Source organism: Candidatus Nitrospira salsa, from assembly GCF_965152625.1.
In genome coordinates this window covers 847,653-868,337 of record NZ_CBCUCO010000004.1, presented here as the reverse complement: position 1 = coordinate 868,337, position 20,685 = coordinate 847,653, and the positions used below count along the sequence as shown (strand labels likewise).

Genomic DNA, 20,685 nt, shown 5'->3' with positions numbered 1-20,685 from the left:
TTCCTGGAGTCGAAATTTTGAAAATCCCATCAAAAGAACCTATTTTTTTAGTTCAATATCAATCGTCTGTTGATCTGTCTCCGTAACGTGAATCGTCTGCGACTGTACACCCAAGTACTGATGCCAAATGTTCAACTGATACGTCCCAGGCGGCACGCCGCTAATCTTGAATGATCCAGATTTATCGGTCTGTGAAAAAAACGGATGAGTGAAGACATGAACCCACGCTTCCATAAATTTATGAGCATCACAACGAATATCGAGAATTCCCGGTCGGGCTAGTCGTTTTGAAATGGCTCGGTTATTCGGCGGGACGGCCACATTTAAAAATGTTTTTCCGTTTTGATGGATGTGTGTATTGTGCAAGACAGGATCAACACTCGTAATCTGTAACGAACTCCCGCTGTATGCGGCCTGGACGCGAGGGATAAACCGGCACTCGTAATTGGCAAGTTTGACAGCCTGCTTGGGTAAGGTCACTCGGCTCTTCTCAACTCCTTCAATGCTCACGATGACATCCTGAACACCATGCGAAATTGCATCACGCACAACGAGAGGCTCTTGTATTGAGGGACCGCAATATTGGGCATCACGTGTCACGGCTAGCTTCTTGTCTGGTGGAATAGTGCCCCGAAATAGGATACGTCCTTCTACCGTTGTGAACGTTGGGCGTGCCTGACTTTCTTTCGCCATCGCAACATTCAGATAGGTAATATTCGATAAGAGGCATAACGCAATGGCGATATGTGGTAAGCGTGTTCTCATGATCCATCTCCAGACTGTGAAAGTGATGCGACATAGAGCGCAAGGTCCCAAGCTTCTTCTTGAGTCAGAGAATCCCCATACGACGGCATCGGCGTGCCATCCAACCCGGTCACCAGGGAACGGTAGATAGCATGGGGACCTTTTCCGCTTTTCAGTCGAGTTTTCGTGAGATCAGCAGGTTGAATACTTCTACCATTTGTATCGGAAAGAGATTGGGCCAGTGGACCATCCCCACGAGCATGTTCCCCATGGCATGCCTGACAAAACATATGTGTATACAACTCCTGTCCTCGTTGTGCCGCATCTGGTGTAACTGATCGTGATGGAGGAGCAAGAATAGGCTCACCTGCAGACTCTTCTCGAAAGCGAGAAGAAAAATTTCTCACATATTCCACAACGGCTCGACGGTCTGGTTCAGACAAATCTCCATAATCAGACATCGATGTTCCTGCCACGCCGACAGATATTGTTCGAAACAAATCATCCCGAGTGGGTAGTTGCCCGGTCGGCGTGCTGCGAAACTTGAACACCCCTGCGGTAAAGTCTGTCGGTTGTGGGTGTAAGGAACTGGACAATTCACCCGTTCCATCGCCCTGATCTCCATGACACCGCATGCAATGCTTGGTATAAACACGCTCTCCCTGCGCAAGAAGCGCAGGTGACGATTCCAGATTCTGAATTTCAGTTCGCGCAATTGGTTCAACCTTGCTAGGCCGTTCAGCCGTGCCCTGGATGCCTTGGTGTGACAGTGACTTTCTTGCCATTTGATTTTCAACACTGTGAACCGGTGGCTGAGTGGATGATTTCGAATGATTGTTTGGCACGCACCCAACACTGACGAGGAGAAGCAAAGAAAGGAGGCCACAACCATACTGCCACCCATTCAATCTGAGTAATTGTTGCAGACCATTCAGAGCACCGCGTGTTCGACACATGCAATAGCGACAGGACACTGGCCACACACCTCCCATTATTTTTGACCATTCGTAACACGTAAACAGAGATCCCTCTGTCAGTACATGATGACATAGACGATTTCGGCCATAGATTCTGTAATCTTGAGTGATAACCGTTTCAATTATAGCGAAACCGCAGAACGTTCAGCTGAATTGACGATAATACACAACGCAACCACACACATCGTACAAGCGAATGTTCAAAGGTACGGCTATAACTTCAGCATGTTTGAAGTGAGTCATTGCACGGGGTTAGTTGATATGCCTCAGTTGGACCTGGACACATGTCATTGATACATCAGGTCGATGGCTGAGTCACGCCGTTGAATGCCATGCAAGATTGCATCTTCTTGCATGGTATCGTGCCCAGGCATTCCAACTATTGGACTCGCTATAACCTATAGGAGTTATCCAAGATCAAAAGCTCATAAGGAGGTCAAATACAAAGAAATGAGCCAATATCTAGGCAAGAAATACGGTGAATAGGAATAGGGAGGATTGTGAAGAGGTGAAGAAACCATCAACGTTCTCCAGCTTGCCCACTACTACGTCTAGGGTTATCCTTATCGTACCCGTTCTTGTTCAAAGGCTTGACAGACCCGCTGAAACTCTTGCTGAAGTGCCGTGAATTTTTCTGTCAATTGCCGCGCAGAGACAGTTCGCCCTTCTCGTTCCAAGAATCGGCAAATTTCCCCTAGAGGTTCGGCTCCCATATTGCGCGACATACCTTTCAACGCATGGGCCACATCAGCAATGCGATCGTGATCGTGTTGCTCAACCGCTTCTTGAAGCTGTGTCACGCAGTCTGTTGCATCATGAACAAACTGATCAATCATGCGGACCACAAAAGAGGGCTCCCCTAATGTCCGCCATTCTTTCACCGTCGCCTGGTCAATGGGAGGAATCGACTCGAAATTACTTGAATTCGACGAACTCATCTCAGGAGTCGTCTCGCCAATCTCGACTCTCGAGTCTGTCGGAAGCCATTTGGCCAGCAGTTCAGACAATTGCACGGACTTAATGGGCTTAGCGAGATAGTCATCCATTCCCGCATCCAGACATTTCTCTCGATCTCCAGCCATCGCATTCGCCGTCATGGCAATAATGGGTATCCGAGTCGTGCCTTCGCGTATCTCATGTCTTGACTTATGTTTCCGCTGCAAAACTTCACGACGGCGAATCTCGGTTGTGGCTTCATATCCATCCATTTCTGGCATTTGACAATCCATCAAGATCAGGTCATACGGGATTTGACGGACAGCCTCAATGGCTTCTTTTCCATTATTCACCACATCAACTCGATGCCCCCACCCTTGAAGCCGTAACATCGCCAACTGCTGATTCACCTGTTGATCATCCACCACCAGAATCCGTGCGGCAAGCTTCACAACAGATGCATGAACGGCAGAATGCCGCTCCGACGAATTCAGAATCTGATCGAAGCCTTGAGAGGTGAGGTTCATCACCGTCGCAATCCCCTGTTCTAAACACGCCTTTCGAACAGGTTTGCTCAGGTAGGCGTCAAATCCCCCTTCATGCAACGCGACAGGGTCCTCCGGCTTTCCTAACGATGACAACAAGATGAGTTTCGTGAACGCTAAAGCCGGGTCACCTTTGATGGCTTTGGCTAAGGTCACGCCGTCCATCCCAGGCATATGATAATCGAGAATTGCGAGATCAAAGGGTTTCCCACGCGAAACTCCGGCATGTAACACGGCCAGTGCTTCGGCAGGAGTGGAGGCCGTCACGGCCTCCATTCCCCAATCCTGTGCATATTGCGAAAGCAGGTAACGATTCGTTGGATGATCGTCAACACAGCAAATTCTCAAATTCTGGAAACAACTATCGTGTGCCGTGGAAGGCTGACGACACGGGTCTTGCTTCTGTAATCGCAAGGTGAACCAGAACACACTGCCTTGTCCAACTTGACTGTCGAGTCCGATGGTTCCATCCATTAACTCAACCAGTCGTTTACAAATCACAAGACCTAAGCCGGTTCCGCCGTATTTCCTGGTCGTAGAACTATCGGCTTGGGTAAAGGCTTGAAAGAGCCGATCTTGTACCTCTGGGGCAATCCCAATACCGGTGTCAGACACCTGGACTCGAAGTTCCATTTCTGTCTCTGTCTCATCAAGTCGTAACACTTGAATCGCGACCTCTCCCGAGTCAGTAAATTTGATCGCATTACTCACAAGATTGAGCAACACTTGCCGCAACCGGCCAGGATCTCCCCGCACGGCCGTCGTTACATCTGGAAACACAAACGATGAAACTTCCAACCCTTTACTGGTCGCCTTTTCAGTTAATAAGTCCAAAGTTTCTTCCACAGCAATCTGCAGATCAAAGTCGATGACCTCCAGTTCAAGTTTCCCAGCTTCAATCTTTGAAAAATCAAGGATATCGTTAATAATGGTCATGAGGGCTTCACCAGAATTGCGGACCGTCTCAGCATAATACTTCTGGGAGCGTGTCAATTCTGTTTCGAGCAAAAGTCCGGTCATGCCAATAACCCCATTCATCGGGGTCCGTATTTCATGACTCATCGTGGCCAAAAATTCAGACTTAGACCGTGCCGCTTCGACGGCTTGGTCACGAGCCTGTCCGAGTTCAATGTTCTTTGTTTCAAGCTCTTGCGCCACCCGGGCAAGTTGTTTCTCACGTTGCGTTCGTTCTGTCATATCCCGAACCAGAGCAATCATGCATTTTTTTCCTCCCACTTCGATGATCGATGAGGAAATTTCTGCGATCAAATGATGGCCCATTTTCGTCATACAGCTCAGCTGATCAGTCCAGCCGTATCCACGTTGCGAAACAGAGTGAAAAAAGTCCAACAACGCCTGACCTTCGGTCGGATAAATGGCAAAGACCGACATGGAAACAAGTTCTTCTTCTGAATATTCCAGCATACTGGCCGCACGGGAATTTGCTTCGAGGATCGTATTGTCCTTGAGATCAACCACAAAGATCGCATCGTTGGAATGGCTGAAAATTTTACGAAACCGCTCCTCACTATCCAATAAGGCTTTTTCGGCACGCTTTCGTGTCGAAATATCTTTAAAGGTGACAACCGCACCACCCATTCCGCTTTCTTCATCGTAGAGAAACGTCCGTGTATATTCGGCAGGGAAGCGTGTTCCATCCTTTCGAAAAAACTGACTGAGTTTGACTTCACCCATTTCTTCAATGGAGAGATTATCACGAAGTCGCGGTTCTTGTTGAAATGCTTGATCATCCTGAGTCTCGCTCAAAGGCTGAATCAAATGCTCAGGCTTTCCGATAAGTTCATGTCCTTCCCAGCCAAGAAACCGAGTCGCCATAGGATTCACGAACGTGATGTTGCCTTCTCGATCGACTCCGTAAATACCCTCTCCCGCCGTTTCCAATATCAATTCCTGACGCCTTGCTAGTTGCGTCACTTCTTCAGTCGCACGTTGAACACGCTCTTCTAATTGCTCTTGATGGTGTTGTAGTTGTTTGTCACGTTCCTGAATTTGCTCTAACATGTCATTGAACCCGTCAATCAAGGTTCCCACTTCATCATCCGTTTGCTTTTTCAGACGAAGACTATAATCCTTCTTTTTGGAGACTCGACGCACAAGTGCAGTTAGTTCAGTGACAGGCCCTGTGATGGCTCCTTGGAGTCGCGAAGACAACATAAACGCAAGCAAGGTCGCTAAAATCAGCAGAACTCCGGCATAACTGGCATATTCGGCAATCGTGACATACAACGATTTGATGTCTGATTTGATATACAGGGTTCCAATCTTTTCTCCATTCGAGAGAATGACATGCATCATTTCCAGTGTATTTTTGTTAAACAGATACCCACGGTCATCGTTCAGAATGGGAGGAGTGAACGAATGTGGATGACGTACATATTGAGCAAAAACTTGATCATGTACATCGTATAGGACAGCCGCATTGATTCCAATTTGAAGTTCTAGGGTTTTGAGTAACTGATTCCCTGAAATAAAATCATCTGCTGACAACGCAGGAATACTACTCGTACCAATAATATTTGCCTGAGCGGAAAGTTCCTGAACCATGGTTTGGCGAAGCGTGACGAGGTACGTGACAATAAAGACTTCGCAGGCCACCAGCAGGGCCACACACGTCGTCAACGTCGTCAAGGAATTGAGTTTGCGTTTGATTGGCGCATCAAGAAATCGACTAAAACTTTTTTTCGAATGATTGGGCCGTGCTTTCTTTGAAGCCGTCTCTTGAGTCAAGTGACGTTTGCGTAATGTATTCAATTGATCCATATGATCATCTCGTGAAGTCTAGAGTCTTTGTTCGTTTCATTTCGATCCACGTATGACAATCGAAAGAGTCAAATATCATAGGTTAAACAGCATGATGCCATGTGCGATTCATTGAACAGACAATCCTTACTTCTGGGCACGCAAGGCAGCTTGAGCGTGCACAAACTCTGCTTGCAGCGTCGGGACAAACGGCTCGGCTTCACACACCGCCCCGGCCTTGCCCACGCCTTCCGCATGCACCGCCAACGCCAACAGCCGCTTCACCCCCAAATTGGCACAAATCCCCTTTAACCCATGCGCCGCGTCCCTCAGCGCCTGCGCATTCTGCGCCTCCACCGCCCGGATCACCCCTTCCACACAGGCCGTCGCATCCTGCACAAACTGCTCCGCCATCTGGCTCACCAGCGCCGCGCCGCCCAACTCCACCAACTCCGCCATTACGGTCGCATCCACCACCGGGACGCCAGGATCAAGCCACGACGAAGCGGCCGGGGCATCTGCCGGGGGCATCGAAACGGGCGTCTCCGGGGGCGTGCCTTGTTCGACGACGTGATCCGGTGCGGCCTCGTGCGTCACGGGAAACTCCGGGTTCCTCATGTTCTCCTCACTTTCTCTCTTCTGAGTCTCAGCATGCTTTTCCTGAAGCTCCAAGGGCTTCTTGTCCTGTGCCGGGCCAGCGACGGCCTCACTCCCTGGCTCTTCCTCACTGACTCTCACTTCTGTCAGTAACCACCGGCTCAACGCCTCGGTCACCACTTCCGGCTTAATGGGTTTGGGAATATAGTCATCCATCCCCGCCGCCAGACATTTCTCCCGATCCCCCTGCATCGCATTGGCCGTCATCGCAATGATCGGCACGTGTGGGCTCGTCGCTCGTCGCTCGGAGCTCGTCGCTCGTCTGACGTCTTGCGCTTCACGCGCGCGTATGGCGCGCGTCGCCTCATACCCATCCATCTCCGGCATTTGACAGTCCATCAACACCAGGTCATACGGCTGCCGAAGCACCGCGTCCAGGGCTTCCTGCCCATTGGAAACCACATCGGCTCGATGCCCCAACCGTTCGACCATCAACACCGCCAACTGTTGATTCACCCGATGATCATCGGCCACCAAAATACGCGCACTCCGCTGCCGCGCCGCTTCTTTCAACGTATAGCTGGTAATTAATGACGAATTTGCGGCCCCCGCGGGGTCTTGCGTCCGCCCCAGCACCATCGCCAGACAGGACTTCAATTGCACCTTTCGAATCGGCTTCGTGAGATAGCCGGCAAAGCCCGCCTCGCGCGCCGCCGTCGCATCCCCGCGACGCCCTAACGACGTCAACAGGACTAGCGGGATCGTCCCTAAGGCAGGATCCCCTTTGATGGTCCGGGCCAAATCCAAGCCATCCATCTCCGGCATCAGCATGTCTAAGATCGCGAGGTCATAGGGGCGGCCGGCCGCCGCCGCCGCCCGTAAGATCGCCAACCCTTCCGACGGTCTCGCCGACGTCGTGCCCGCAATGCCCCAGTCCACAAAATACTGGGCCACGAGCCGACGATTCGTCAGATGGTCATCCACATAGCACACACGCAGCCCCTGCAGACTACTCACCGGGTCCAGCGCCAACACCGAAGAGGCGGCCGGTTGTTTCGGTAAGCGAATCGTGACCCAAAACGTACTCCCGATCCCAGGCGTACTCTCCACGCCTATCTCGCCCCCCATCCGTTCGAGCAGTTGCTTGCAAATAGCCAGCCCCAGGCCCGTTCCGCCGAACTTCCGCGTCGTCGAACTATCGGCCTGCATAAAGGGGGCAAAGAGTTTCGCTTGCACCTCGGGAGCGATGCCCACGCCCGTATCGACGACCTCGGCTCGAATGAGCACAGACTCCTCCGTCTCCTCCAGGGCTTGAATCTGCACCGTGACTTCCCCCTGTTCCGTAAACTTAATGGCATTGCTTATGAGGTTCATGAAGACTTGCCGCAGCCGGCCCGGATCACCCCGCAGGGCCGTGGGCACATGCGCGGAGACCAGGCCCACCAGTTCCAAGTGTTTCTCTCCGGCTCGCCCGCCCAGCAATTCGAGGGTTTCTTCCAGCGCTGTGCGCAGATCAAAGTCGATGATTTCAAAGTCCAGCTGTCCGCTTTCGATCTTGGAGAAGTCGAGAATATCGTTGATGATGGACAAGAGCGCTTCGCCCGAACTGCGCACCGTGTCGGCATACTGCTGCTGTTCCGGCGTCAGCGTCGTCTCTAACAGTAACCCCGTCATCCCGATCACCCCGTTCATCGGCGTCCGGATTTCGTGGCTCATCGTTGCTAAAAATTCGGACTTCAATCTTGAGGCTTCCAAAACCTGATCTCGAGCAATCGCTAATTCTTGGTTTTTTCGCTCTAATTCTTCCGCGATCTTTGTTTGCGCCGTATACTTGCGATCGATCAGAGAGGTCAACAACGTCAGACCCAAGATCATAAATGTCCCAAATATGATCGCGCCTCCACCAATCATTGAGATATCCATCACGTACTGAATCTTCCCGACCATATGTGGTTCACCCGTAAACTTCGCACCAGCCATTGCCGTATAGTGCATGCCAGGAATGGCAGCCCCCATAAGAACCACACTGCTTATTTTCGCCATTCCCCAAGCCTTCTGTTGTTCATCTCTGAACCAGAATGCCAATCGTAGCGCAATCAACGCGACACTGATGGCCACAATCACTGAAAGGATGACATAGGTCGGCTCGTGATAAAGTATCGCTTTCAGTCGCATGGCAAACATGCCAATGTAGTGCATCGCAACGATCCCGCTTCCCATCAACAAACCGCCCATACACCATTCTTGCGTTCCCATCACACCTCGACTGACAACATACAATGCCACACCGGATGCGAAGGTTGCGGCAAGGTGTGAAAAAATCACCATTGGAATATCATAGAAAACTGGAAAGGGCAGATGGTATGCGAGCATTCCAACAAAATGCATAGACCAAATCCCTGTCCCCATGGCCAACGCTCCACCAAGAAGCCACCACAAGCGAGAACGTCCGGTCGTTACAGATACTCTTCCAGCTAAGTCCAATGCCGTATACGAGGCAACAATCGCGAGAAGAACGGAAAACACCACCAAGCCGACGTCATATGTGCCAGTTATGAATTCTTGATTCAGCATGCTGAATGAACCTCTTTGCTTCTTAATGCGTCATGCATATGGGCTTTTGTGACAATAACCATTTACTCAGGATAAGTTGTAACTGATCAGATTTAATCGGCTTACTTAAATAATCATCCATTCCTGCCTCGAGACATTTTTCCCGATCACCCTGCATGGCATTCGCGGTCATCGCGATAATCGGTATGCGAAGCGTGCCGCGTCGTTCGTTGCTCGTCGCTCGGCGCTCGTTTTTCGTCTCACGTTTTTCGTCTTCCGCTTCACGGCGACGAATCTCAGTAGTCGCCTGATAGCCATCCATCTCCGGCATTTGACAATCCATCAACACCAGGGAATACGGAACTCGACTCACGGCCTCCACCGCTTCATTCCCATTCGCAACGATATCGGCTCGATAGCCGAGACGTTCAAGCATCAGTACGGCAAGCTGCTGATTCACTCGATGATCATCCGCAACTAAAATCCTCGTTTGCGACCGCACCTTGACCTCATGAAGACGATGTTGCGTGATAAACAATGACGATTGACGTTTCTGATCGTCTGGCGACGTGTGGTTCATGACCGCAAGCAGACAATCGTGAAGTTGAGCTTTTCGAACCGGCTTCGTCAGGTACCCGCTAAATCCAGCCTTTTGTGCCAACGCGGCATCGCCGCGACGTCCTAAGGAAGTCAGAAGAATGAGACGGATTTCAGCCAGACGAGGATCCGCCTTCATCACTTTGGCTAAGGTCAAACCGTCCATGCCGGGCATCTCCATATCAAGAATAGCCAGATCGGTACGTTGTCCTTGAGCTGCTCGCTCCTGGAGCAACGACAGCGCTTCGGCAGGCATTGACGCCATCACCGGTTCCATTTCCCAATCCTCAGCATACTGTCCAAGCAGTTGAAGATTGGTGGCATGATCATCGACACAACAGAGACTAAGCCCGCGCAAATTGCTTGAAACCGGTAATTCCTGCTGAGACATCGATAGTTGTTTGGCAAGACGAACCGTAAACCAGAAGGTACTTCCCTCATCTCGTACACTATTGACTCCAATCTCTCCATGCATCAATTCGATGAGTTGTCGAGAGATGGCCAATCCAAGCCCCGTCCCTCCAAATTGACGCGTCGTTGAACTGTCGGCTTGACTAAACGGCTGGAAGAGTCGGGCTTGAACCTCAATTGGAATACCAATCCCGGTATCCGACACCTCAACACGAAGCCGCACGTCATTGTCGGTCTCTTCCAGTAAATGAATGCGAACAATCACTTCGCCTCGTCGAGTAAATTTTATGGCATTGCTAGCGAGATTCAGGATCACCTGCCGCAATCGACCAGGATCTCCGCATAGGGCTGTAGGAACATTTCCAGATACCAACCCCACGAGTTCAAGATGCTTTTCTCCTGCTTTCTCAGCAAGGAGGTCTAAGGCTTCTTCCAATGCCACACGGAGATCGAAATCAATGATTTCAAATTCAAGTTTGCCCGCTTCGATTTTCGAGAAATCAAGAATATCATTGATAATAGTCAAGAGCGCTTCCCCAGAACTTCTCACCGTCTCAGCGAACTGGCGCTGCTGAGGAGCTAACTCCGTTTCCAAGAGAAGACCGGTCATGCCAATCACCCCATTCATGGGCGTCCGAATTTCATGACTCATGGTTGCGAGAAATTCGCTCTTCATTCGCACAGCCGCCTCGGCCGCCTCCTTGGCTTCCCGAAGAGACGTCATGACCTGCTTTCGTTCCGTGATATCTCGAATAAATCCATAGAATTGATAGGTCTCTTCTTTGTAAATTGGAATAATCGCAATCTCGACCGGAAAGCGATGCCCATCACGATGTACCGCCCAGGATTCAACGCGCTGATTCACCATACGATCTTCAGTCCGTTGTGAGAATCGACTGACCCCTTGATTATGTGCCTCCCGATGTTCTTCAGGAACAATCATCTCTGACAATGGATGACCGAGGACTTCCTGTTCAGTCCAGCCGAATGTCTTCGTCGCTTGAGCATTCCATCCAATGATTCGGCCATCGCGATCCATCCCAACAATCGCATCTAGTGCCGCGTCAATAATGGTGCGGGTTTGCTCCTGCTCGCCCTTGATTCGCCGTTCACTGACATTTCGAGTTTCTTGAAGCAGCTCCTGCATTTCCTGCGAAGAAATCGACAACGATCGTTCAAGCAAGGCTCGACCTTGATCAAATTCTGTATAGGTCTGACTGATTTTGGCAAGGAACGCCTGCCAATCGGTTGCTGGGATCTCGAGAGACGGACCTGCCAGACCCAGCCTCTTCAATTGCCTCTGAAGGAGTGCATGCATCAATTTTTACGATTCAGTAATAGTGGTCAAGGTCATGGTTTGATTATGGAGATCGCAACGCCCATTCGTGTATGGTGAAAGTTCGCCATAGGAATAAAACCCAATCTGCGTCGTCCCGTGCGGAAGAATATCCAGCGTCGCCTCGACTTCTTCTTCGGTCCGTTCGCCCAAGACGAGACGACGTCCGACGCAACTGATCGCGATGGCTAACGTGGGCTGCGATTCATGTTGTTCATTTGTCGTCAGTGTTGCAGCTTGCGATGCGCCTTCGACAAGACGATCAAAGTTGGCCCGCATGAATTGAGCCATCGTATTGAGGGGAATATCTCCGGCGAAGATGAGTGACTGTTGCGATTCATCTATGTGTAAAATTGTTCGAACGAGCATATTCTCATCAGAGTCATGCCTTCGAAAGGCCAAAGGAAAGAATAGGCAAGAGGCCGGCAGTTCGGCTGTGCGATCTCCCAGGTATTTTTTATACAATTCCAACGCTGGCTTTCCATCAAGTTCATACAGAACGTTACGCTCTGAACGGGTCACGCGTCGTTCCAACCCCAACATTTCCCATCCGCCTTTTGAACCATGCCCAATCCGTACAGAATCGCCATACAGTCCGACGGCCGTCACATACCCACTTTCTGGTTGCCCATCCTGAATGACCCACGTATGTTGATAACGTTTCCCATCACCGGCCAGTCCTCCCGTCACGACCACGTGCTCGGACAACATGGCGTTCAATCCTTGAGCCAATTCACTCCCATTCACCATCAGTCCGTCTGACAACACAAAGACGCCGCGCAGATCTGGAGCCTGTAGAGCCTGACTCAATGTTGTACCTGCCGCATATGAGGCCATTGAATCCTGAATTTCAACTGATGCCAATCGAACCGTCGTATGAGAAAATTGAACAATGGTCACAGTTAACGTGTCATCATAGATTTCTGTGCCCATGATCTCTCCAACCGTTGAACATCCAAGCACTGGGGCTCCGGGATAGGCCTGACACACACGATGAATCATGTCCGGCGCATCGGGTAAACTGGACGCTCCGAATATCAGAATAAGCGTTTTGTCTGGCTCATGATTGGGAGTGACAATGACGTCATTCTGTTGACCATTGCGTAACGTAAAGGTATGAATGTTCATACATTTGACTCCCGTGTGTGAACTCCTATTAGTGTTATTCGTACAAAGCGAACACGACAAGAAAAGGCGCAAGAAAGATTCCTGACAAAGCCATCCTTACATGCGCAATATTCGTTCTAACACTTTTCTTCGAACGGCATGATAGGCTGACTTCCCTTCGGTGAGAGCCAGGTATTGTCGATAATGCCGACGTGCAAGATTGACCTGGCCTTGATGTTCCAGGTTATAGGCAAGATTCAGCTGAACTTCTGGAAGCTTCGGATCTAACAGCTCGGCCTGACGAAGGGCATCCATGGCCTTTCCATATTGCCCCCGCTGTTGTTCAATCACGGCACGCTGCACCCAGAGATAAGGAACGGTCTCGTCTCGTACCAATCCCTCCATAAATGCATCCTCTGCCTTCTCCAACTCACCAAGGCCAAAGTGCGCCGTTCCCATCCAAAACCAAGGTTCCCAGTTCGAGGGAGGCATAGCAAAAAGTGGTTGCAATACGGCAATCGCCCCTGAATACGATTGCTGCTCAATGAGCAACCGCGCTTTTAACATCCGTTGTTCCGGTGAAAGTCGCGTTACCGTTTCCTCATCTGAACGAATCGCCATTTCTGACAGTATCGGCTCTTGAGAGATCGCTGAATCACGTACGCGCTGAATGGAATCAGCCTTCACCAATGACACCGATGAACTCTCATCAACCGACGAGACAGGAAATGTACTCTCGTCAGCTCTTGCTTGCGCGCGAGGTTGGGTCGTTGCCTCGGAAGTCGTGTGAGATTCGGGGATGGCCTTCGTGTTTTCGGATAAAGTCGGATGTGATTGCGAGGAGACATCTGAATCCATCGAACGAGATTTCGCCTTGGCCTTCGATTCACTCTTTGCAGCATTCAAGGTCTGACTTGAACGAGTCGTGGAGTCATCGAAAACTTCTTCCTCATCACTGTCTGAAGCAGTGACAGGATCATGCTCGATTGATAATCTGGCCACATCCTGCAATCGGCTCTCATGGTTCGGTTCAGATTCAGCCATCGCTTGAGGCGAAAAACTCACGGTGACCTCACCTTCTGAGTCGTCCTGAGCCTCTGTGATTTCGATATGTTCCTGATCATCAGGTGACGGTGAAAGAGGCGGCAATTCTCCAGGCAGGAGTTCGACCAGATCCTCGTCTGATACTGGCATCTCTTGCTCAGAAGACACGGAATCCAGCGATTCATCAATACTGTGGTCAAATGAAGGATCAGTCCGCGCCGAGACAGACGAGGTCATCTTTGGGATATCCGACACAGGATATTCCCCCCACCAATAGGCTCCCATGGCCACGACTGCGGCCAACAAAAAACCGCCAACGGATACACTCATAAATGTTTTATCGACCGTTGGGTTCTTCTCATCTTCTTGCGTCTCAGGCGTGTCGACGTTTGAGAGCTCAGGATCGTGGGCCGCGGTGGGCCGCACGCCACGAGCACGCGCAGATTGAAGACGATTCAATGCATCAGTCACAATACTCATAACTCACCGCCGTGAAGCGTGAGAAAAAATTCGTATCTCGTCGCTCGTATCTCGTCGCTCGCCTTCTTCAATGTTGCCTTTTGCCCTTTGCCTTCTGCCCTCATCTTCTGTTACCCGTCTACCACTTTACGTTTCACGTCTAATGTTTTATCCAATTTCCCGTGCAGCTTGCCGAACCATCCAAGGGCTGATGACCTGTTCACCCTTGGCGTACGCCGCAAGGAGCGCGCGGTCACAGAGTTGATTGATTCGTCTGGGAACGCCTCCACTGATCATATGAACCAACATCAGAATACCCGCATTGACATGTACTCTGTCGTCTCGGGTGGCAACTCTGAGACGATGCCGGACATATTTCATCGTGTCTCTCAACGTAAACGGTTTCAGGTGATACCGAACGCTGATTCGCTGAGCCAACGGACGCAAGGCTCGCTTCGCAAGCTTGAGTTCGAGTTCCGGTTGTCCCACGAGCAGCAAGCACATCAGCTTGTCTTTCTCCGTGTCCAGGTTGGACAGCAAGCGTAACCCTTCCATCACCTTGCCACTTAGGCGATGTGCTTCATCAACTAACACCGCGACTTGCTCTCCACCTTCCGCTAATCGAAGGAGCAACTTTGGGAGTTCTCGTTGCAGGGACCCTAAGGAAGCATCTTTCGGAACCTTGCCGGTCAAGTCTTCGTAGATAGAAGCCAGGAGTCCCCCGTACGATTGATCGGGATTCAATAAATATGCAAACCGCGTATGCTCCGGGGGGTGACGAAGCAAATGGCGGCATAACAGCGTCTTGCCTAATCCCACTTCACCCGTCAACATGGTAAGACTCCCACTCGCGATCCCATACCGGAGATGGGACAGTGCCTCCAGATGTTGACTCCCTGGGAAAAAAAAGTCGGTATCCGGCGTGATGCGGAATGGCGGCTCCACGAACCCGAGTTCCTCATAACACATCGCAAGATTTCCAGAAATCATAGCCCACCCTCCACAATACGAGGTTGGAGAAAAATGACCAGCTCACTTTTTCTCGTGACGTTATACGTTCCTTTAAACAATCGGCCTAGCCATGGAATATCCCCTAGAAGTGGAACCTTCCGTTCCGTTTCTGAAACTTCGTCTTGAATGAGTCCGCCAATGATCACCATCTCACCGTCTCGAAGACGCACAAGACCAGACGATTGCTTGACATCAAGAACCGGAGCCGTCGCGGTCTGTTGTGGGGATTGTCGAATTTCCCGAAGTCGTGAAATAATTGGCGTCACATCCAACATAATCCACCCATCTTCTGAAATTTGCGGGGTCACCGATAATACGAGTCCCACGGTGACCGATTGCGCCTGCTCAGTCACAATGTTCCCCGTTCCACCCGTACCCTGAACAACGGTTTGCGTGAAAAAGGCTTCATCGGTTGCGACCTTAATCAAGGCAGGCTGATTATTGAGCGTCAGCAAACGAGGTTGTGAAATAACCTTTAACTCTCCTTGCTCTTGCAAAGCTTCAATGACGGTATCAAAACTGTTTTTCGTATACGTTGCATCGACGGTCGCGGCTTTGGCGACAAATCCACCAAATGGTGCGGTAATAATATTTGAGAGAACAAGGTTCCCGGCAACACCACCAAACTCGATTTTGTCCCAATTGATTCCCAGACTATAATTATCGTCAAGATTCACTTCATATATGCGAGCTTGAATTTCTACTTGCCGATGAAGCGACCCCCGAACCTTCGCGAGATATTGCGCAATCTCTCTAACCCGTTGATGCCGGTCGGTCACTTGGATCGTGCCGGAAAGCCGATTAAAGACCAGCCGACCTTCGGTCGACATCAACACTTTGACTTGTGTCTCCAATTCCTCCCAGAATTTAATCTCATCCTGTTGATTGACCGTGATCTCCCCAGTGCCTTGACCGGCCCCCCCTCCGCTTGACGTGATTTGCGCTTTATTTTCTCCGGTCCCACCTCGTACCAGTCGAATGTAGTCCAGGTTGAAGATTCGCGTTTCGAACTTCCGAATACGAATCAACTGGCCTTCTTGTTCCCAGAAGTATCCATGGGAATCAAGGAGAGCTGACATGGCCTCTTTCAGTGGCAGGGCATGAAAGTTCACCGTAATATTTCCGGTAATATCTGGGCCCGCAACGATATTGAGCTCATTCGAATGTGCAAAGAGCGTCAAGGCATCTCCAAGAGGAATATCCTGGGCACGAAAGCTGAACAGAGGTCCAAGATCTTTCTCTGGTTGCGTGTCTGCGTTCATGTGACTTAACGGCATACGGTCAGCGAGAGAGATCGCATGAGGGCTAAGCCGTCTCTCCAGTTTCTCAGGAATCGATTCTTCAGCCTCTTGTAGAATAGGCGTGTGACTCTCTTGCGGCTTCGTATCCTCAACCGCCACTGAGCGGGTCACCGGACTGCAACTTCCCAAACTCAACAACACAGGAAACAGAGCGGTACACACCATCCCGGGCCACAACGGACTCCGACTCTGGCCCCGAACAACTATGAATGTCTGCATAACATCATTGCCTTGCTTCAGATAAAGAGTAAACAGCTTCAAGAATTAATGAATTAGGTATCTCTCCTGACTGACCGTGTTTGTCCTAAAGGTCGACGACCAGTCCCATCTCTTTGCCGATCCGTCAAAGATGTTGCAGGATCATAGCTGTCAAACACGAGATGATGAGGACCCGATGGCCCGTTGAGCCAGACTCCATCCGAAGTAATCTGTGTCACACACAAATCCTCGAGACACTCGCCCTCTGCTACGAGTTTTCGATTAATCATCGCCAACTTCGGTTCGGGCTTCAGCGTCACAGCCGTCAAATGAAGTGAGGGCAGAGCGACACGACGCTCGGCCAACGACCCAGAATCGATGCCTTGTTGCACAGTGACATTATCCGCGCTCTGAATATGCCCGTCTTGATTCGTCATCGGGGCAAACGGATCACGACTCAGCGATTCGGGCCAATCTAGCTGAGCGACATCGATAGCTACGGTTTTCATCGATGACGAGTCGACGGTTGGATTCACGGGATCCTTCTCAGCGCGACCTTGCGGAGCACTCACCGGTGTCGCGGGACCAATGGCGTCCGTATTGAGATAGACAATGAGCATGGCGACCCCACAGAGTCCTATCACCACCCATGGGTTGTTCAGAATCTGTCTCATGTCGTCGCCTTCACCCACACGTGAATCATAACGGTCATATGAGCCGCTCCTGTCCCACCTCGCACTTGGACCTCTTGCAGATCCACCCGCACCGGATCTTCCGTCAACGAACGAAGAAAATGTACATACCGTGCATACGCGCCAGTCAGAACCGAGGATTTCTCTGGAAACACTTCTAACGCCACGGGAATCACTTCCACATCCTTGAGTTCCGCCACAAGTTCATGAGCACCATGCACACGATACTTCGACCGCAATCCCATCGAAGCCGCCTTCGCCCCCATTTGTTGCAACCACATTGTCAGATGATCAACATCACGAAGCAGCATTTGTTCAGCTGTTTTCACGCGTTTCTGCACCTCACGGGGCTTACTCTGAGACCATTGCGTGCGTAAGGCGGCAATGTCATGTGAAAGGTTGTAACTTGAACGACTGCTCGAATGAGCTTCTTCAATCAACGTCATTTGGGTCATAAGCACCAAGCCCACAAACCCAAGACTTAGACAGACGAACAGTACGGAGAGCGACCCCTGATACTCACGTACCCACGTCGACAGGTGATCAAATGACAGCATCTTGCTCATCCTTGAATTCGTCCAAGCATCGAAAACTTGCGCGGCCATGAACTAAATTCTTGTTGCGCCAGTCCAGACACTTCTTGAATCCATGCCCCTCGCCAATCTTCAATGAACTCAACATGAAAGGGCCCATCTTTCAACCGTTCTTCGAAAGTGGTTAATGTTTGAGACCCGCCGACCAAATCGCCTGGAGCCATTCCTGTCAGTTCGACCTTCCATGCATTGGCTCCACGAGTAATCTTCGCCTCCTTTAACGTTAGCTCCGACGGAAGTGCATTTCCCAAATACCCCAACAACCAACCAGGAAGGGGGTAAGGCCGATCTTCGATAATGTGCTGCGTCTTTGCCTTCTGAGCCATCAGTTCCTGCACACGCTGAGTCCAGATTTCTTTTTCCCTGATCAAATCAGTTGACTCTGAAGCCAGCGCGAGCGCCTGGCCTTGCTCTCGCACCAATCGTCCCTGAAAGAAACTCGTGAGACCGACACCCAACAGCAAAAACCCCAAAACAGCGGCAGCCGTCAACTTCATACACATCTGTCGTAGGGGAGCGAGACGCATCTCATACGAAGTAAAATTACTCAAGCTTTGAACCGGTAGCGATAGACTAACCCAAATCCAATACGATGGATCCGGATTCATTGGACTTTGCATAATGGTCATGCCAGTAAACGGCTGCACGCTCGAAGCTGACACATTCGATGACATGCCGACCATCCACACTTGCGAGACATTAATCCCGAATTGCTGTGCACAAAAAAGGATGGATCTGGTGATCTCACGTCCAATACGTTCTGAAGGATCCACCCCATCACGCGTCGGACTTAAAAATCGTTCAAACAAGGGAGTGCCATCGCCTTTGGCGACCAGCAACACGATCTTATCCGACATGAGGGTCACAAGCAGCACTACATCGCCATTCTCAAGAGGCAACGAACGAACCTGTTCGACAAATATTGAAGAGAGCGGCGTCAGCTGCATGGGTGTCAGATCCAAGTTTCGGCAGATCGCAATGACCTCATCAACAAAATCCTTGGGCCAAATATCGACCAAAACACCGATCTTTCCCCTGGCTTCTTGCGTCGTCCGAAACCTCCAAGACGTCGTGCCTTTCCACGGCTTTAACTCTTCCACCACACCCTTCAAATAGAGACGAAGATCGGCCGGCTTCATGGAAGGAACCTGAAGGTATTGATGAACAAACCGGTCATCTTCAATGAGAAAACTAACTTTCTGGCCTTGATACTGCGTTTCTCTGATCGCCTCTTGTAACGCCGCGTGTAACTGCTCAGTCGTATCAATAACTTCTGGAAATTCATAATTGGCCACCACCTGATCCTTCACTACCGATAGTGCCCGTAAACGACCGTGTATCAGACTAATGCCAAGAATAGTCTTTTTCAGAGGTTTAATGAGGTTTCGCATATGAATGGGAAACGTAAACATTTGCATGTAACCTGCCGGGTTCTCAACGATTGCACAAAGTTCGATATAGACACTTATGGAGAATTTCGGCGTTTTAGGTACGATTCTTGATAGTAGAGGGGGAATTTTGTTTTGAGGTGATGGTGGGGAAATAAAAAGTCGTTGCTCGTTACTCGTTGCTCGTTGCTCGTGTCTAGCGCTGTATCAACTTCGCCATTATGAGCCTCTTGTGGCTACAAAGAGCAAATCTCGCGAAAGAAAATACCCTATCTCGTTGCTCGAGAAAGAAGGCTCAGAACTCTTTTTCTACACGAGATACGATTCACGCTTGCGCGCCGGAGCGCTCCCGGCCGTCGTAGCCAAGAGACTACTATGGCGGAGTCGGCACAGCGCGCAGGCACGAGATACGTTTGTTTCTTCCATGAGCGACGAGCACGCTTTATGTATTTATCTATGAACCAAATGGATCTTCATCCGTTTATCGGCAGAAACATACTTGACCTTCCCGCGGACTTGTCGGTCCACAGCTGTCGTCCCGAGGCCTGGATCAAGCATCGCATCGACCTTCTCAAAATTTCTGTTCTCAATATCGATAAAACGCAAAAACACGACCTTGGCATTCGTTGGGATATCACTTTTACCATTATTATCAAAGTTCCAACCTCTAAAGATACGGTTGCTTCTTGTCACTTGTGTAGTAGGTAGACTCTCATCCGATTGGTGGCCGCATCATATTTTACTTGACCACGAACCTGGCGCTCTGCCTCCGTCGATCCAATGCCAGGATCAAGAATACTGTCGACTCTTTCATAGTCTTGCAGGGCTACGCTCCTAAAACGCAGAAACACCACATGCGCATTGGTCGGAATGTCACTATTTCCGTCGTTATCGAAATCATATCCTCGATTTGTTGCAGTCGTAGCCGTGCCAAAAGCTGGAACATCGCGTACAGGCATGAACACACGGGTCCCCAAGCCGGGGGGAACATCTGACGAGAAATTGGGCAAGTACGGCCCCCTGAATTTCACCCACCTATTAGTCCCCGTATTCAACGGATCAGATTTATCCAAAGTCAGTCGAGCCGGCAACGACAAGGGATTCGCACTATCTCCCGTTGTTTCGACAGAGGGCACACCATCGACATCCAGCGGAAGGATTGACCTAATGTCGGCACAGTAATCCACGATGGCGGTCTTATGCGTCCTGACTGCCGCCACAAGAGCCCGGACCTTCGACTCCGCCATCACGTCAAAGACTTTGGGCAGCAACAGGGCCACCAAGATCGCGATGACCGCTAACACGCCGATCATTTCGATCAGAGTAAAACCGTCGCTCGTGAAGCGTGAAGTGTATCTCGCATTATGAGTCCTCTGATTCTTCTTTGACGTTTCACGCTTCACGTTTTTTCTCCAGCGCTTCACGTTCTTTCTCCG

14 protein-coding genes are annotated in these 20,685 nt (G+C 50.4%); 1 reads left to right on the top strand and 13 read right to left on the bottom strand.

Features of this window, described 5'->3' with window-relative positions:
- Positions 1-39: 39 nt before the first annotated feature.
- The 12 genes from ACWQXP_RS18055 to ACWQXP_RS18000 all read right to left on the bottom strand — a co-directional run bounded on the left by ACWQXP_RS18055 (position 40) and on the right by ACWQXP_RS18000 (position 19,279).
- On the bottom strand, positions 40-765 hold the full coding sequence (locus ACWQXP_RS18055; RefSeq protein WP_454064248.1) for a hypothetical protein: 726 nt from the start codon (positions 763-765) through the stop codon (positions 40-42).
- Complete coding sequence (locus tag ACWQXP_RS18050) at positions 762-1,529, bottom strand: c-type cytochrome (protein WP_454064247.1); 768 nt, start codon at positions 1,527-1,529, stop codon at positions 762-764. The genes ACWQXP_RS18055 and ACWQXP_RS18050 overlap by 4 nt, the downstream gene beginning before the upstream one ends.
- A 755-nt stretch (positions 1,530-2,284) precedes the next feature.
- Complete coding sequence (locus tag ACWQXP_RS18045) at positions 2,285-5,983, bottom strand: response regulator (RefSeq protein ID WP_454064246.1); 3,699 nt, start codon at positions 5,981-5,983, stop codon at positions 2,285-2,287.
- A 126-nt stretch (positions 5,984-6,109) separates the two neighbouring features.
- Positions 6,110-9,133 carry a response regulator gene (locus tag ACWQXP_RS18040; protein WP_454064245.1) on the bottom strand — a complete coding sequence of 1,008 codons (3,024 nt, stop codon included), beginning with the start codon at positions 9,131-9,133 and terminating at the stop codon, positions 6,110-6,112.
- A 22-nt stretch (positions 9,134-9,155) separates the two neighbouring features.
- Positions 9,156-11,438, bottom strand: coding sequence for a response regulator (locus ACWQXP_RS18035; protein ID WP_454064244.1), 2,283 nt, complete (start codon positions 11,436-11,438; stop codon positions 9,156-9,158).
- A gap of 6 nt (positions 11,439-11,444) precedes the next feature.
- Positions 11,445-12,584, bottom strand: a complete 1,140-nt coding sequence (locus ACWQXP_RS18030; protein WP_454064243.1) for an FIST signal transduction protein — start codon at positions 12,582-12,584, stop codon at positions 11,445-11,447.
- Positions 12,585-12,680: 96 nt separating this feature from the next.
- The gene (locus ACWQXP_RS18025; protein WP_454064242.1) at positions 12,681-14,087 is read right to left on the bottom strand and encodes a tetratricopeptide repeat protein; all 1,407 of its coding nucleotides are present in this window, start codon (positions 14,085-14,087) and stop codon (positions 12,681-12,683) included.
- Positions 14,088-14,234: 147 nt separating this feature from the next.
- The gene (locus ACWQXP_RS18020; protein WP_454064241.1) at positions 14,235-15,056 is read right to left on the bottom strand and encodes an ExeA family protein; all 822 of its coding nucleotides are present in this window, start codon (positions 15,054-15,056) and stop codon (positions 14,235-14,237) included.
- A complete protein-coding gene (locus tag ACWQXP_RS18015; protein WP_454064240.1) occupies positions 15,053-16,597 on the bottom strand; it encodes a type II secretion system protein GspD in 1,545 nt (514 codons plus the stop codon). The genes ACWQXP_RS18020 and ACWQXP_RS18015 overlap by 4 nt, the downstream gene beginning before the upstream one ends.
- Positions 16,598-16,650: 53 nt before the next feature.
- Positions 16,651-17,250, bottom strand: a complete 600-nt coding sequence (locus ACWQXP_RS18010) for a hypothetical protein (protein ID WP_454064239.1) — start codon at positions 17,248-17,250, stop codon at positions 16,651-16,653.
- Positions 17,247-17,825: a hypothetical protein gene (locus tag ACWQXP_RS18005; protein ID WP_454064238.1), complete on the bottom strand. Its 579-nt coding sequence runs from the start codon at positions 17,823-17,825 to the stop codon at positions 17,247-17,249. Before ACWQXP_RS18005 ends, ACWQXP_RS18010 begins: the two co-directional genes overlap by 4 nt.
- Positions 17,826-17,830: 5 nt before the next feature.
- Positions 17,831-19,279, bottom strand: a complete 1,449-nt coding sequence (locus ACWQXP_RS18000) for a hypothetical protein (RefSeq protein ID WP_454064237.1) — start codon at positions 19,277-19,279, stop codon at positions 17,831-17,833.
- A 414-nt stretch (positions 19,280-19,693) separates the two neighbouring features.
- On the opposite strand from ACWQXP_RS18000, the gene ACWQXP_RS17995 reads away from it, so the two are divergent.
- The gene (locus ACWQXP_RS17995; protein ID WP_454064236.1) at positions 19,694-19,957 is read left to right on the top strand and encodes a hypothetical protein; all 264 of its coding nucleotides are present in this window, start codon (positions 19,694-19,696) and stop codon (positions 19,955-19,957) included.
- Here the strand turns inward: ACWQXP_RS17995 and ACWQXP_RS17990 are convergent.
- Positions 19,939-20,673, bottom strand: a complete 735-nt coding sequence (locus tag ACWQXP_RS17990) for a type II secretion system protein (protein ID WP_454064235.1) — start codon at positions 20,671-20,673, stop codon at positions 19,939-19,941. The genes ACWQXP_RS17995 and ACWQXP_RS17990 overlap by 19 nt on opposite strands.
- Between the last annotated feature and the right edge of the window lie 12 nt (positions 20,674-20,685).

What these genes read in the sequence shown, in the direction of transcription:
- ACWQXP_RS18040 (WP_454064245.1), bottom strand. Translation starts at nt 9,133, where the DNA reads ATGCTGAATCAAGAATTCATAACTGGCACATATGACGTCGGCTTGGTG.
- ACWQXP_RS17995 (WP_454064236.1), top strand. Translation starts at nt 19,694, where the DNA reads ATGTATTTATCTATGAACCAAATGGATCTTCATCCGTTTATCGGCAGA.
- ACWQXP_RS18010 (WP_454064239.1), bottom strand. Translation starts at nt 17,250, where the DNA reads ATGAGACAGATTCTGAACAACCCATGGGTGGTGATAGGACTCTGTGGG.
- ACWQXP_RS18005 (WP_454064238.1), bottom strand. Translation starts at nt 17,825, where the DNA reads ATGCTGTCATTTGATCACCTGTCGACGTGGGTACGTGAGTATCAGGGG.
- ACWQXP_RS18025 (WP_454064242.1), bottom strand. Translation starts at nt 14,087, where the DNA reads ATGAGTATTGTGACTGATGCATTGAATCGTCTTCAATCTGCGCGTGCT.
- ACWQXP_RS18050 (WP_454064247.1), bottom strand. Translation starts at nt 1,529, where the DNA reads ATGGCAAGAAAGTCACTGTCACACCAAGGCATCCAGGGCACGGCTGAA.
- ACWQXP_RS18000 (WP_454064237.1), bottom strand. Translation starts at nt 19,279, where the DNA reads ATGCAAATGTTTACGTTTCCCATTCATATGCGAAACCTCATTAAACCT.
- ACWQXP_RS18035 (WP_454064244.1), bottom strand. Translation starts at nt 11,438, where the DNA reads ATGCATGCACTCCTTCAGAGGCAATTGAAGAGGCTGGGTCTGGCAGGT.
- ACWQXP_RS18045 (WP_454064246.1), bottom strand. Translation starts at nt 5,983, where the DNA reads ATGGATCAATTGAATACATTACGCAAACGTCACTTGACTCAAGAGACG.
- ACWQXP_RS18055 (WP_454064248.1), bottom strand. Translation starts at nt 765, where the DNA reads ATGAGAACACGCTTACCACATATCGCCATTGCGTTATGCCTCTTATCG.
- ACWQXP_RS18015 (WP_454064240.1), bottom strand. Translation starts at nt 16,597, where the DNA reads ATGCAGACATTCATAGTTGTTCGGGGCCAGAGTCGGAGTCCGTTGTGG.
- ACWQXP_RS18020 (WP_454064241.1), bottom strand. Translation starts at nt 15,056, where the DNA reads ATGATTTCTGGAAATCTTGCGATGTGTTATGAGGAACTCGGGTTCGTG.
- ACWQXP_RS18030 (WP_454064243.1), bottom strand. Translation starts at nt 12,584, where the DNA reads ATGAACATTCATACCTTTACGTTACGCAATGGTCAACAGAATGACGTC.